The sequence below is a fragment of the Allorhizobium sp. Av2 genome, from assembly GCF_021462805.2.
In the GTDB taxonomy this organism is placed as follows: domain Bacteria; phylum Pseudomonadota; class Alphaproteobacteria; order Rhizobiales; family Rhizobiaceae; genus Allorhizobium; species Allorhizobium vitis_G.
This window is the reverse complement of record NZ_CP192698.1, coordinates 415,929-430,128: the sequence shown is the minus strand read 5'-3', so window position 1 is coordinate 430,128 and position 14,200 is coordinate 415,929. Positions and strand designations below refer to the sequence as shown.

Here is a 14,200-nt window from a genome sequence, read left to right as displayed (position 1 = left end):
CCGGAACCCGCCGCGATGATGGCCGCTTCTTCCTCCGGTGCCAGCAGCGAAAGTGTCGAGAGCCGCCGCGAGGGGTCGCGCACCACAAGCTCCAGCAGGCGCTCAAAACGGGCAAGCATAGAGGCGATGGTGCTCTCGTCGAAAATCTGGCTCGAATATTCGATCTTGCCCTTGATGTCCGGCTGGTCGTCTTCGAGGTTGAAGCGCAAGTCATATTTTGTTGCCACTTCGCGCAGCGGATAGGTTTCAATCGTCAGTCCATGCAGGCCCGGCGGCGGAGCAATGCTGTGCTGGATGTCGAATTTCACGTTGAAGAGCGGGTTCAGGTCCGAGAGCGAGCGCTCTGGATTGATCGCTTCGACAAGGCGCTCGAACGGAATATCCTGATGGGCAAGGCCACGGCGGACAGCATCGGCAACCCTCTGGAGCAGGTCCGTGAAGGCCGGATCGCCGGACAGGTCGTTGCGGAAGACGAGCGTATTGACGAGCGGCCCCATCATGGTCTGCGTCTCGGGCCGGTCGCGGTTGGCAACCTCGCTGCCAAGGATGATGTCGTCGCTGTCGGTATAGAGATGCAAGAGCACGTTGAAGGCGGCAAGCAGCAATGTGAACAGGCTGACATTCTGCTCGGCGGCGAGTGAGCGCAGCTTGAGCGACAATGCCCGGTCGATCAAAACGGGAAGGTGTGCGCCGCTGAAGCTCGCTGTCAGGCTGTGTGGCCGATCCAATGGCAATTCCAGCACGGGCAGTTCGCCCGCAAGGCTTTCTGTCCAGTAGGCGAGCTGGTTGGCAAGGGCGGGGCCGTCCAGCAAGTCGCGCTGCCACAGCGTCCAATCGGCAAACTGCACCGGAAGGGGCGCAAGCGCTGCTGCTGTTCCCGTCGCTTCGGCATGGTAGAGCGTCGAGAGATCGCGGGCAAAGACACCCATCGACCAGCGGTCGCTGATGATATGATGCATGCCGAGCGCCAGCACATGCTCATGCTCTTGCTCTTGACTGTGCACCGCAACCAGCGTCGCGCGGATCGGCGGGCGGGTGAGATCATAGGGCGTCTCGACAAATGCTTTGAGCTGAAGACGGGCTTCCTTTTCCGGCTCTGGATGCTGTCGGCAATCGTGATAGCCAATATCAGCCGCGCCGGATGCCTCGACGATTTGCTGCGGCTGGCCATCCTCGCCCATCGTAAACCGCGTTCGCAGGGGTTCGTGCCGAGCAATGAGGGCGGCATAGGCGCGAGACAGGGCTGCGCGGTCAAGCGGGCCTTTCAGCCGCAGCGCGAGGTTCATATTATAGGCAACGGTGCCGGGGTCCAGCTGCTGCATGAACCAGAGGCGTTTTTGCGCCGATGACAGCGGAACCGCAGCCTCACGATCCGCCCGCGGCTGGATGCCGGAGGGGGCGGGAACAGTGATGCCCTGTGCTTTCAGCTTCTGCTCCAGCAGCGCCCGCCGCTCCGGCGAAAGCCCGGCGATCTTCGCGAAAAGTTCGTTCATCGTGCATTTCCTCCGGCGAGAAGCCTGCTCACATCGGCGTCGGACAGGGTGTCAACCTCATCGAGAAGATCGGCGAGGGCAGAAAGGTCGGTCTTCTCCGACATGCGCTCCAAAATCGATTTGGCGATGGCGGCAGCGGTCGGATTGTCAAAAAGCAGCTCGCGCATGGCGATATCGACGGGGAAGGCCTCGCGGAGTTTGGCAACGGCGCGAATGGCGAGCAGGGAATGGCCGCCGAGTTCATAAAAGCCGTCATCGGCCCCGATGGGTGACAGACCAAGGATCTCTTCGAAAATGCCGATGATCCTTGCTTCGGTGTCATTGCCCGGCTTGCGGTAGGCGACACTGAGTGTGGGGCGTCCACGCCCGCCATCGGCTGGTTCTTGCGCGTCGATGTCGGACGCGACCGGGGGAATAGCTCCACCCGAAAGCATGGTCTGTCCGGTTGCGCCGTTTTCAATCAGGCATCGCGTCAGATCCCATGCGGCCTTCGTTGATATCGCGAAGGCGTTCGCACGGCCCGTTGCCTGCAAGGTCGTGCCGGGATTTGCCTCGATCAGTGGATAGCCGATGGCAAACCATGGCGTGGTGCCGTTCTTATTCTCTTCGGCGACAATCCGGTCGATGGCGTGGTGCGTGGCAGCGTAAGCACCAAGGCCGAGCCCGCCAATGAGGGTTGAGAGCGAGGACTGCACGCAGCAAAAGCCAATTTTCCGTTTCGCCACAGCTTCACTGAGCGCACGAACCGGGCGCAGTTTGCTTGCGATATTATAGGCCCAATGGGCCTTCGCCAGCTCACCAATCAGCGCGGCGGACTGATGGTTTGACTGCGGCAGGCTCAGAAAGATGCCGTCGATCCGGCCCAGTTCGGCCAAAACATCGTCCAGAGCGCCTTTCAAGGCGGCGGCATCGCCGCAATCGAGCTGTCGTTTTAGACGTGCTGGATACTCAAAAGCCGGTGCCGTAGAGTCTTGAAGCAAAGCGACGGTTGCGCCGAGCCCAGACAGGGCATCAACCCAGGTCTTGCCAACGCCATCAACGATATCGCCGACGACCACATAGACGCCGTTCCGCTTGAAATCGGGGCCGCCTTGCGGGGCCTCAAACCGTTCCGTTTCCGGCAGCCAGCGATGTGCGCCGCGTAAGGCGAGCACATCGTCTTTCCCCGACAGGGCTTCGCGAATGCGTCTTGCACTCTCAATTGGCCGGGCAGCATCGATGTCGATATGACGGCAATGGAGCGACGGATATTCTTGGGCGATCACCTGAAGAGTGCCAGCCGCCAGAGCCTGCGCGATATCAAGGTCTTCCAGACCCGTCACATCGGCTGCCGACCGGGTCAGAAGCGTCAGAGTGACGGCGCGATCAAACTTCGCCAGTTCCCGCACCAGCGCCAGAAGGGCTTGTGCCGCCGCTTCAGGCGCTTCGTTTGAGCAAGGTGTGAGAGGCCAGCCGAAGACGATATGGTCCGGGCTTGCTCCCCGCTCATCAAGGCTATCAAAAAGGCTGGCGTAGTCTTCGCTCATCGTGGGGCGGAGGCTGAAGCAGCGGAAGTCTGGTTCACTGAAACCGGTGCCGATCAATGCGCGATAGGGTTCAGCACCGCTCCGCTCAAGCTCAGTGGCAAGGGTGGACCCGAGTTGACCATCGTCGAAAACAAGGACGCGGCCTTTCAACCGATTAGGGCTGTGGTTCAATTGTGCACGCCGCCAATTGGTGCGGTAGAGGCCGGGGCCTTCAACATTCGCGGCCGTCCTCTTGGGCGTGGCAGGCTCGCTATCCGCATCGACCCAGTAACGCTCGCTTTGGAACGGATAGGTGGGAAGCCGCACGCGCCGCCGACCAGCCACTTCGGCTGAATCCAGAACGCCGTTCAATTGCCAGAACTGACCGACAGCAGACAAAACCTGCCCTGATTCATCCTTGCCTTCTGCAAGCGTTGCCACAATCCGGTTTCCATCAACGCCCGCCACAGCGGTCAACGTGCCGAGTGCGCGACCAGGGCCGATTTCTATGAAAACAGGTGCTGCAAGGGATTGCAGCGTGCGCGTACCGTCCTCGAAGCGGACGGGCTGCAACAGGTGACGCGCCCAATAGTCCGGGTCGGTCGCATCCTGTGCCGTCATCCATGTTCCCGTGACATTCGAAATCAGAGGCATTTGCGGCGCTGACAGGCGAACACCTGCAACGACATCGCGGAACTGTGCCGCCGCTTCCGTCATCATCGGCGAATGGAAGGCGTGGGAGGTTTTCAGCAGGCGTGCGGCAATGCCCTTTTCTTTCAGGCGCACTTCTAGGCTTGCGATTGCCTCCACCGGGCCGGAGACAACGCTGACACCGGGTGCATTGGCCGCAGCCAGCGTAATGACCCCGTCAAGCCATGGCGAGATCGGTTCATCCGCATGCATCACCGCGAGCATGGCACCGGGTGCTTCAGCCTGCATCAACCGCCCGCGCGCAACAACGAGCTGGAGCGCTGTTTCGAGATCGAAGATACCAGCAAGGCAGGCGGCGACATATTCGCCAATGCTGTGGCCATGCAAGGCCGCCGGTTTGACGCCGTGGCTCATCAAGGCTTGCGCTAGCGCATATTCAACGGCAAACAGCGCTGGTTGGGCAAATGCTGTGCGGTCAAGGTCATCCGCGTTGGAAAACAGGCAGGCTTTGAAGTTGATCCCCATCAGCCGATCAAGTTCTGATGCGCAGGCGTCAAAGGGGGTACGAAAGGCTGGCAGGTCGGCGTAAAGCGCCTTGCCCATCGCCGTATACGGACTGCCCTGACCGGGAAACAGGAAAACAGCTTGCGCTGTTTCGCCTGCGGCGGTGCCGATTTGAGAGAGGTTACGCAGGTTGCTGACAGCCTCTTTGGCATCGCGTGCAATGACGAAGCGGCGCTTGGCAAAATCGCGGCGGCCATGGCGCAACGTGTGGGCAATATCCGCCAAGGCCGGGGCGGCTTTACAATCCAAGCCTGCGGTAAGGTGCGCTGCGAGGGCCTCGCTGCTGGCTGCAAGCTGCTCGTCGGTTCGTGCCGACAGAAGCAACAGTTCCGGGCCGCTGCCCGCCTTTGATGCCGGGCTGGGTGGGGCCTCTTCCAGCACAACATGGGCATTGGTCCCGCCAATGCCGAAGGAACTTACGCCTGCGCGGCGCGTGCCGATCTGGTTGTCCCAGTCGCGCAGGTGCTGGTTGACGAAGAAAGGGCTGGCTGCGAAATCAATCTGCGGATTCGCCTTCTCATAGTGAAGGCTTGCCGGAATCCGCCGATTTTTCAGGGCCAGCACCGCCTTGATGAAACCTGCAATACCGGCGGCGGTGTCGAGATGGCCAATATTGGTTTTGACGGAGCCGAGCGCGCAGAAGCCCTGACGCTGCGTATCGCGACGAAACGCCTTGGTCAGTGCTGCAACCTCTATCGGGTCGCCGAGTCTGGTGCCCGTTCCATGGGCCTCGATATAGCCAATGGTGTCCGCGCGCACGCCTGCCATGGCCTGCGCATCGGCGATCACCGCCGCCTGACTATCGACCTGCGGCGCGGTGAAGCTCGCCTTCAGCGCACCGTCATTGTTGATCGCAGAGCCAAGGATGACGGCGTCTATCGTATCGCCATCGGCAAGCGCATCTTCCAGCCGTTTCAGAACCACGATGCCGACCCCGCTGCCGGGGACCGTGCCACTTGAGGCCGCGTCAAAAGCGCGGCAATGGCCATCGGGAGACAGGATTCCGCCTTCGCGAGCGCGGTAGCCGGAGGATTGCGACAGTGCAATGCCTCCCGCCAGCGCCATGTCGCAATCGCCGGACAGCAGGCTTTGCGCGGCCATGTGGACGGCAACGAGCGAGGAGGAGCAGGCGGTTTGCACAGTGATGGCCGGGCCTCGCAAGTTCAGCTTGAAGGCTGTACGGGTGGCCAGAAAGTCCTTGTCATTGCCGACGAACAGCTCATAGGGGCTGACGGTCTCGCGGATGCGGCTGTTGTCATGCAGGTTGAAGACATAGGTATTGATGCCCGCTGCGGCGAAGACGCCAATCGGTCCTTGGTATCGATCACCCACATAACCGGCGGCTTCCAACGCCTGCCAAGCGCATTCGAGGAAGATACGCTGCTGCGGATCGAGAATTTCAGCCTCGGCAGGGCTGTAGCCGAAAAAACCCGCATCGAAGCGATCCGCACCCAAAAGCGGTGTGCTGGCGGCGACAAAATCCGCGAGCGCTGCCATTTCCGCAGAGACGCCGCGTTGCTTGAGCGCTTCCGGCGAGAGGCGCTCTATCGATTCCGCACCATCGACAAGGTTTTGCCAGAAGCGTTCAACATCCGGTGCTCCGGGAAACCGGCCAGCCATGCCGATCACGGCAATTTGATGCCTGTTGTCATCGGAAAGAGGGGCGGCGGACAGGTCATTCATAACAAGGTTCCTTGATCTGTTCTCTTGGAGTGCTCAAGAATTGGTGGCGCTCGTGAAGACGGCGCGCTCAGGAATGAAACGGGCAACCTTTGCCCTTGGGATCGATCAGGCCAAGCCGTCCGCGCTCAAAGCGGCGCAGCGTATCGACAGCATTGCGATCCTCGAAGCGCAGGCTTCCGCTATCCACGAAGCGTGAGCAGACGCCCGTATGGCTTTCAGCGAGATATTTATAGGCCGCAATAAACTTGGAATGGGCGCTGACGAGCTCATTCGGCAGCGTTTCAAAAATCGGGCGCAGATCCCGCCAGATGCTGATCAGGACGGCATGATCCCACGACATCAAGCCGCTGAAATCGTCCGATTCCACATGCGGCTGGGTCATGGAGGCGCGCACTGTCGCCTCATAGACGTCTTTCGGAAAACTCGCGGCGAGTTCCATGGACGCGGCCGAGGAAACAAGCAGTGTCGAGGCGGTATTAAGCTCCTGCTCGGCAGACGTGAGCTGACCGCGCTCCACCAGCAGCTGGAACCTGCGCAGCGAAACAATGAGCCCCTGAACGTTCAAAAAGAATGCCCAGTGAAACTCCCGCCAGATCGCATAGGGAGAGGGAGGGCTGACGGCGATCATCGAAGCGGCTCCAGACCGAAGGTCCGGGCAAGCAGATGCGCGTGGCTTTCAAATCCTTCCATCTGGTGGCGGACGTGGACGACAGGAAGGTCCGGGCTGCGGGCAAAGAGCTGCGTGACGGCGCGCACCGTCTGAATGAGGCTCCGCACCATGGCGACGGCGGGTTCTTCCGCAGACTGACGGTTGACGCGGAAATAGCGATCATAGTCCGTTGCCTGAAAGGGCGTGAGCGGCAGCCCCGCCGTTTCGATTTCCGGCCTTTCGCCTGCCGCCTTGCCCAACTCAGTCAGCAGCGTGTCCAACTGTGCGGTGATCTGCGGATGGTCAAGCTTAATCGCCTCAAGCAGACCGGAAAGCACGCCATGCATGCGGCGTTTCTCGATCTCGTTGAGCGGTGTTTCAGCGGGCAGCCAGTCAGGAAGTGGCAGGTCGAGCCAGCCATCATCGGCAGGTGCCACCATCGGGCCGGATGCCTTGACCTCTTTCAGGGTGATCTGGCCGCGAACCGGACTTTCGACAGCAAGGCTCTCCTCGCGCGCGGCATCCGGGTCGAGGGCGCGTTGATACTGGCTCAAGACGGCACCTCCTTATTGGTTGACGGACATGTCGCCGTCCATCTGGCGACGAAGCGAAAGCGGGCGCATGTCTGTCCAGACCGCAGCGATATGGTCGAGGCAGGCCTGTTTTGCCCCCTCAAAGCCACCATCGCGCCAGCCAAGGGGGATAGCCTTGTAGGTCGGCCAGATCGAGTATCGCTCCTCGTCGCTGATGACGACGCGGTGTGGAAAATCAATGGTTTGGTCCTGGCTGCTCATGGCGTTGTTCCGTCGGATAGGGGGATGAGGCCGAAACCTGCAAGCGATTGCAGGCCGTTCAGGAAGGCATCGTGGATGGCTGTGATGTCGCCATCCGAATGGGCGGTGGAAAGGAAGCCACCCTTGTCGCCGCTGCGCAGGTGAATGCCAGCGGTGAGCAGTTCGAGCGACAGCAATCCCAGTGCAAGCGGCGGAATGCGGCTGCGGTTGACTGCAATCGAGAAGAAGGAGCCAAATTGCGTGAAGACAACGGGAAGCCGCGCTGCCGCAAGCGATGCATTGAGGCGCTCGACAAGGCTGTGCGTGCGTGCGTTGAGACCATCCTGCAAAGACCGGCCCTGCTGGACCATATACGTCGCCGCCGCCCGCGCTGCCGCAAGCGCCAGAGGATGACGGCAATAGGTTCCGGCAAAAAAGGTCGGTTGGGCTGGGGGAACAGATTCATCCCCGAAAGACCATGGGCCGCCGTCGATATGGTTCATCAACCGGTTGCTGCCCGCAATCAACGCCAGCGGCAGTCCACCGCCAGCAATCTTGCCATAGGTCGCCAGATCCGCCTCGACCTCGAAATGTTGCTGCGCACCGCCGGGTGCCACGCGAAAGCCGCTGATCATCTCGTCGAAGATGAGGACAGCACCCGTCCGCTGCGTCACATCGCGCAGCGCGTGCAAAAAGGCGCGTGGCTGGACGTCGATATTGCGGCTTTGCACCGGCTCAACCAGCACGGCGGCAAAGGTTTCGCCATCCCGCTCCAAGATGTCCAGTGCGCGCGGATCGTTATAGGGAAGCAAAACGACATCCTCGGCCGTCGCGGGCGAAATGCCGGGAAAGGCGGGAACTGTGCGCTCATCATCGGGCGCGGCAATGCGGTTGAGAACCTGATCGGAATGGCCGTGATAGGAGCCGATGAACATCGCAATTTTGCGCCGCCCGGTGGCCGCCCGCGCCAGCCGCAGCGCGGTCATCACGGCTTCGGTCCCGGTATTGGTAAAGGTTACTCTTTCCTTGCCCGTCAGTGTGCAAAAGAGCGCTGCGGTCTCGCCTGCCAGATCAGATTGCGGCCCAAGCGCAAAGCCCTTGGCAAGCTGTGCCTCAATCGCGTTGCGGATGAAGGGCGGATTGTGGCCAAAGAGGTTGATGCCCATCCCCATCAGCACATCGACATAGCGATTGCCGTCGATATCGTGCAGTGCCGTACCTTCCGCCCGGTCTACCACAATCGGGTAGAGCGCCTCTTTGGCCATCAGCGAGAAGGGGACGCCGATTGCCGATTTATCAGAGAGCACGCGCCGGTTTTGCGCGCTCAAAGCCTTGGACTTTTCCGTTTTCCTGTTGAAGGCGGCTATGATGGCGGCTGCCGCCTGGGCAGGCGTCGGATGGCTCGTCAACGCATTCATAGGGCTGTCTCCTTTGCAGTCTCAGCCTGCTTTTCGGCAGAGGGCGCTTTCCGGCAGAAGAAATAGGCAGCATGGCTGTCATCGACCGGCCCGCCTTGGGTGCTGCGCAGTTCGACGGAAAAGCCGCTCTCGTGAAGCGCGCGTGACATGGCGTCGAGATCGTGACCCCAGATTCGGTTGACGACCGAATGATGCTCCCACTGTGGCCGCAAGCGGCGGAAATGGGAGAGGAGTGCGAGGCGGATACGCCGGAACCGCGCCAGCCGGGCGAACAGCCGATCCAGCACGGAAACGGGATGCGCATCGGGACGGCGGTAAATCTCCACGGTGAAGGCACCCCGGTTTGCTGCCGAGTCATATTGCGGGGTAATCAACCACGCGAAGTCGGTGTTGATCTCGCCCTCCGTTGGATGGCCGCGCCAGTAGCGCGACATCTGGGCCGGATGGTTGACGTCGAAGACGAAGATGCCGCCCGGCGTCAATGCGCGGTTGACGCTCGAAAACACAAAGACCAGATCATCGACGCTTTGCATGTGATTGAGCGAGGCGCTGGTGCAGAGCACGGCGTCAAAGGGGGTGTCAAAGGTGAAATTGCAGGCGTCGCCCTCCGTGAAGGCCACCGACGGGGCGTTTTCGCGGGCATGGCGGAGCATGTCGGCGGAGCCGTCGAGGCCAGTCACGTTAAAGCCGCGCTCAGCGAGAGCCGCCGCGAGCTGGCCGGTGCCGCAGCACAGATCCAGAATAGCACCGCCAGCTGGCACATGGGGCAGCACCACACGCTCAATCGGGCCGATCTTGTAGGCGCCGTAGCGGGGGCCAAGTGTGCGGTTATAGAGCCACGCCCAGTGATCGTATTTGCTTGCTTGTTCAAGCATATCTCTGCTCATTTTCTTTGGAAGGGTTGAGCGCGCCATTGACAATGAAAGCGCGCAGATAGGAGCGAAAAAGGCGAAGATCGAGCGCGGGCTCGACAATCGATGCGAGCGCCAGCGCGCGATGCGTTTCACTGCGCTCAACGGTGCGGATTGCGCCCTGCGATGAACTGGCAGGTCGTTGTTCGAAAAGGCCCATCAGCGGGTAAAGCGGATGATCGGTCTCTTCCCGCGCAATACGATCAAGCTCGGCACGCCATTCCAGCCGGGGAATGCGTTGCAGATGAAGCCCTTCGGCGGCAGCGGCCTCAAACAGCAGCGCAGACGAGACCGGAGAGGAATGAACCAGATGGAAGGTCTGACTGAGCGATGACGGCCTGTCCGCAAGGGCGATGATCGCGTGCGCAACGGTGTCCACCGGCAGCATTTCAAGCGGGGTGTCACCCTCCGGCGCAAGGCCTGAGCGCAGATAGCCCTGCATGAGCCGGCAGAGGATGTCGGCTTTGTTGAAGGTGCCGGTGCGGCTATCGCCGGAAATCGCGCCGGGGCGGTAGATCGTCACTGGGAGACCGCGCTGCTTGGCGGCCTCCACAAGATGCTCCGCAACCCATTTGGTCTGATTATATCCGCCGACAGGCAAGGGAAAGTCCCGGATCGCAGCGCTTTCGGCAATGGTCTCTCCGGCTCCGCGCCGTGTCAGAGCGCTGAGCGAGGAGATAAGATGCAGGGGCCGTCCCCGGCCTGCCGCCGCCAGCCGGATCGCCTCGACCGTGCCGCCGACATTGGCGGCACGAAGCCGTTCATAGGGATGCAGATGGTGAACCTCCGCGCCATTGTGGATGATGGCGTCTACGCTTTCGACAAGTGCGGTGTATGTTGCATCGGAAAGCCCGAACCTCTGTTGCGAGAGATCGCCCGGCAGCGGTCTGATGCGTTCGGCAAGGTCATCCCGCCACAGACCGTAGGATTGAAGCGATTGGCGCAGGCGATCCGCCCCGGACATGCCCCGGACGAGGCAGGAGACCGTGCGAGACGTGTCCTTGAGCAGTTCACTGAGCAAGTAAGCGCCCAGAAAGCCTGTCGCTCCGGTAAGAAACACATGGCTCAAAGGATGAGTAGACACAATCCGCGCCGGAATGCGGATGGCCGCATCAAGCTCGGTATCGGCCCGGCACATCTCCTCTTCCGTCATGAGGCTGTTGTTTCGGTTGCTCACTCTTGCCGCCAGTGCTTCGACCGTCGGGGCCTCGAAGAGATCGATAATGGCGATGTCGAGGCCGAAGGCCGATTTGGCAAGCGCCGATAGCCGCGTGGCCAGTAGCGAGTGACCGCCGATTGCGAAGAAATCATCGGTGGCCGAGACATGGGCGCACCCGAGGATCTGCGCAAAAATCGCAGCAATTGCCTTTTCTGTCTCTCCTTCCGGCGGACGGCCAGCCTGTTGCGCCAGATCCGGAAGCGGAAGTGCTCTTGTGTCGATCTTTCCATTGACGGTGAGTGGCAAGCGATCAAGCCAGACGAAGGCATCCGGCACAAGGTAGCGGGGCAGATGTGCGGCGAGGAATGTCTTCATGTCCAGCGCGGTGACGGTGGTTGCATCCTTGGCGACGCCGTAGGCAATGATGCGCTTTTCACCATCAATCTCGTGGATCGCCACTGCCGCAGCCGCTAGGGCGGGATGCGCCAGCACCATGGCTTCGATTTCACCCGGCTCGATGCGATAGCCGCGGATCTTCACCTGATCATCGAGGCGGCCAAGCACCCGGATGCGGCCATCCGCCAGCTGGCAGGCACGGTCGCCTGTTCGATAGAGCACGCCGCCTGTTGGCGAAAATGGATCGGGTACGAAGCGCTCGGCTGTCAGGGCCGGGCGACCGTGATAGCCTCGGGCGATGCCAAGCCCGCCGATATGGAGCTCACCCGGTTGACCGACTGGAACCGGCTCCAGATTGCCGTCGAGCACATAGAGTTGCTTGTTGGCAGCAGGCAGCAAGGTCGCATCATTAGGATGACCGTTGCCGCAAGGCACCATGCTTGCATTGACCGTGGTTTCCGTCGGGCCATAGGCGTTGATGAACAGCCGCCCCGTTCCCCAACGTTCGATCAATTCGGGCGTTGGCGCTTCGCCGCCGGTCAGCACCATGCGCAGTGCTGGATAGTCGTCAACTGGCAGCGCAATGAGCGCGGAGGGCGTCATTGTCACATGCGTCACGGCTTGCGTTTTCATGTGTTCGGCCAGTGCTGGTCCGGGCAGAAGCTCGCTGGCGGGCAGCAGCAGCAGCGACGCGCCCGCGCCGAGTGCCATGACGAGTTCTGGAATCGAGGCATCAAACGAGAAGGAGAAAAATTGGAGCACACAATCGCCCGGCTTCACCCCACTGACTCGGATCTTGTCTTGCGTCAGGTTGACAAGGCCTCTGTGCTCGACGAGCACGCCTTTTGGCCGCCCGGTCGATCCTGAGGTGTAGATGATATAGGCAAGGTGATCGGGCCGGTTGACGAGATCAGGATTGCCCGTCGCCGCATCCCGTGGCCAATCGGTGTCGAGGTCGATGCGGGTCACCGTCTCCGGCAATGTCCGGCGGCTCTCGGTGAGAACCAAACGGGCTTGCGAATCTGAGAGCATCATGGCGAGGCGTTCCGACGGATAGGCCGGATCAAGCGGCAGATAGGCAGCACCAGACTTGAGCACGCCGAGCCAAGCGGCAATCATATCGAAACCGCGCTCAAGCGCGATGGCAACAATGGTTTCTGGACCCGCACCGAGTTCACGCAAGTGGTGTGCGATCTGGTTGGCTCGTCGGTTCAGGTCGTCATAGGTCAGAGTGTGTCGCTTGCCGTCGATGACAAGAACAAGCGCAATCGCGTCTGGTGTGCGGGCCGCATGAGCCTCGAAGACCGCGTGGAAGAAGGCCTTCTCATCAAAGGGTGTTGCCGTTGCATTCCAGCCGACGATCTGGCGCTGACGCTCCTCGGCTTCCAGCAAGGGGAGAACAGCGAGTGCCGTGTCTGGCTCAATGGCAATCGCCTCTATCAGCACACCGAAATGGGCGGCAAGAGACGCGATTGTCTCAGGGCGGAAAAGCGCTGTGTCATATTCGAAAGTGCCGTGGATCGTGTTTCCGGCATCGATCAGGTTGAGGCTGAGATCGAGTTTCGCAACACCGTCGCGCCGTGGCAGGCGGGTCAACGTGAGGCCCGAAAGTCCGACCCTCTGCGTTGGCTGAGCATCGAGCTGAAATTTCAGCTGGAAAAGTGGATGGACGCTTGGATCGCGCTCTGGCTTCAGCGCTTCCACCAATTGCTCAAAAGGCAGGTCTTGATGGTCAAGCACCGACCAGAGGGTCGCTTGGCTTTGGCGCAACGTCTCGCGGAAGCTCGCTGCGGGATGAAGCCTTGTGCGCACCGGCAGCGGATTGACGAAGAGGCCAATCAACCCTTCCGTTTCCCGGTGACGGCGGTTGGCGACGGGCGTGCCAATCACCAGATCCCTTTGCCCGGTGTAGCGATAGACGAGCGTGTTGAAGGCCGTAAACAGGGTGGCGAACAGGGTGGCACCCTCTGCTTTCGCAAGCGCTTTCAACCGGGCCGCGGTGCCAGAATCGAAGGCGATGGAATGCAAGGCTCCGGCATTGGCCTGAACAGGTGGCCGGGTGAAATCCCCCGGCAATTGCGTGGCGGGAAGCGGTGCTTCGAGATGATCGGTCCAGAACGCTAAAGACCGATCAAGCGCCGGGCCTGCCAGATGGTCGCGCTGCCATGCAGCGAAGTCGCCGTACTGGATCGGAAGCGCTGGCAGATCAAGATCAACGCCCGACACCTTGGCCTGATAGATCACTGAGAGATCACCAAGCAGCACATCCATCGACCAACCGTCCCCGGCAATGTGGTGCAGCGTCAGCAGCAAAAGGGTTCGCTCGGAGCCAAGGCGGATTGCCGTGAGCCGGAGCGGTGGCTCGCAGGCAAGATCGAAGGGCCGTCGTGCTTCCTCTTGCCGTATCCGGTCGATTTCCGCCTCATCCGGCACATCGTCCTGTCGGTCGATCAATTGCAGCGGAATATCGCTGTCGGCGATGATGTGTTGAGAGGGCATGCCATCCCGCATATTAATACGGGTGCGCAGGATGGCATGGCGCTCTGCGACGGCCTGAAGCGCAGCCTGCAATGCAGAAACATCGATGCTGCCGAGCGCCTCAACAGCCAGCGATATGTGGTGAAGGCCAGCATCCGGCATCATCTGTTCCACAAACCACAAGCGCTGCTGGGCAAAGGAAAGCGGCGGTGCGTCCGCATGACGGGCCGGGATCGTCTCGTTATGTGTCGCGTCTTGGCTCGCTGCGTCCAGGGAAAGACTCGCAATGATCTCCGCCTTGCGGGCGCGGATCGCGTCGGTGATATCCTGCGTGAGCACGCTCTCGGAGCCGGAAAGGCGCAGACGCCCATCGACGCATGTGATGCGGATGCCTTTTTCCGACAGCAGCGATAGCAGCGCTTCCACCGTTTCGGGAGCCGTCATCGGCATGCCTCCGGCAGGGCGCACCGCACCTGTTGCGCGCACCGCTGATGTGTGGAAACGGCCGTCTTGGTGACGC

The 14,200-nt window shown here is 61.0% G+C and carries 7 protein-coding genes and 1 pseudogene; all 8 read right to left on the bottom strand.

Annotated elements, in window-relative coordinates:
* Nucleotides 1-77: 77 nt before the first annotated feature.
* Nucleotides 78-1,322 (bottom strand): annotated as a pseudogene (locus FS819_RS25565) (condensation domain-containing protein); the annotation flags it as partial.
* 167 nt (nt 1,323-1,489) lie between these two features.
* Complete coding sequence (locus FS819_RS25560) at nt 1,490-5,896, bottom strand: type I polyketide synthase (RefSeq protein ID WP_156551250.1); 4,407 nt, start codon at nt 5,894-5,896, stop codon at nt 1,490-1,492.
* 67 nt (nt 5,897-5,963) lie between these two features.
* The gene (locus FS819_RS25555) at nt 5,964-6,524 is read right to left on the bottom strand and encodes a 3-methyl-L-tyrosine peroxygenase-related protein (RefSeq protein ID WP_156551249.1); all 561 of its coding nucleotides are present in this window, start codon (nt 6,522-6,524) and stop codon (nt 5,964-5,966) included.
* Entirely contained in the window at nt 6,521-7,099 is a 579-nt protein-coding gene (locus tag FS819_RS25550) for a hypothetical protein (protein ID WP_156551248.1), read from the bottom strand. The genes FS819_RS25555 and FS819_RS25550 overlap by 4 nt, the downstream gene beginning before the upstream one ends.
* A 12-nt stretch (nt 7,100-7,111) precedes the next feature.
* Complete coding sequence (locus tag FS819_RS25545; RefSeq protein WP_156551247.1) at nt 7,112-7,339, bottom strand: MbtH family protein; 228 nt, start codon at nt 7,337-7,339, stop codon at nt 7,112-7,114.
* Entirely contained in the window at nt 7,336-8,736 is a 1,401-nt protein-coding gene (locus FS819_RS25540; protein WP_156551246.1) for an aspartate aminotransferase family protein, read from the bottom strand. The genes FS819_RS25545 and FS819_RS25540 overlap by 4 nt, the downstream gene beginning before the upstream one ends.
* Nucleotides 8,733-9,611 carry a class I SAM-dependent DNA methyltransferase gene (locus FS819_RS25535; protein WP_234624930.1) on the bottom strand — a complete coding sequence of 293 codons (879 nt, stop codon included), beginning with the start codon at nt 9,609-9,611 and terminating at the stop codon, nt 8,733-8,735. Before FS819_RS25535 ends, FS819_RS25540 begins: the two co-directional genes overlap by 4 nt.
* Nucleotides 9,604-14,124, bottom strand: coding sequence for a non-ribosomal peptide synthetase (locus FS819_RS25530; protein ID WP_156551244.1), 4,521 nt, complete (start codon nt 14,122-14,124; stop codon nt 9,604-9,606). Before FS819_RS25530 ends, FS819_RS25535 begins: the two co-directional genes overlap by 8 nt.
* Between the last annotated feature and the right edge of the window lie 76 nt (nt 14,125-14,200).